The sequence below is a fragment of the Micromonospora endophytica genome (assembly GCF_003236305.1).
GTDB lineage: Bacteria > Actinomycetota > Actinomycetes > Mycobacteriales > Micromonosporaceae > Micromonospora > Micromonospora endophytica.
Genome location: NZ_POTX01000546.1, coordinates 1 through 417, shown reverse-complemented (window position 1 = coordinate 417; position 417 = coordinate 1). Strand labels below are relative to the sequence as shown.

Genomic DNA, 417 nt, shown 5'->3' with positions numbered 1-417 from the left:
TCATTGCGCGACGGAACATGATGCGGCGCTCGAGCTGCTGCGTGATCGAATCGGCGATCAGCTGTGCATCGACTTCCGGCTTGCGGATTTCTTCGATGTTCACGTGCACGGGCACGCCCATGCGACGCTGCAGTTCAGCCTTCAGCAGTTCGATGTCCTCGCCCTTCTTGCCGATCACCACGCCCGGACGCGAGCTGTAAATGGTGATACGAGCATTCTTGGCCGGACGCTCGATGACCACGCGGCCCACCGACGCGTTCTTCAGCTTCTTCTTCAGAAACTCGCGAACCTCGATGTCTTCCTTGAGCATGCCGGCAAACTGGGTGTTGCTCGCGTACCAACGCGATGCCCAGTTACGGCTGACAGCCAGACGGAAGCCAGTCGGATGAATCTTCTGTCCCATCGTGACCCCTTAGT

Annotated in this window: 1 protein-coding gene; it reads right to left on the bottom strand. The window is 58.8% G+C overall.

Features of this window, described 5'->3' with window-relative positions; genetic code table 11:
- The coding region (gene rpsC, locus C1I93_RS31025; protein WP_111246732.1) for a 30S ribosomal protein S3 at window positions 1-403 on the bottom strand (403 nt) is incomplete at its 3' end.
- Between the last annotated feature and the right edge of the window lie 14 nt (window positions 404-417).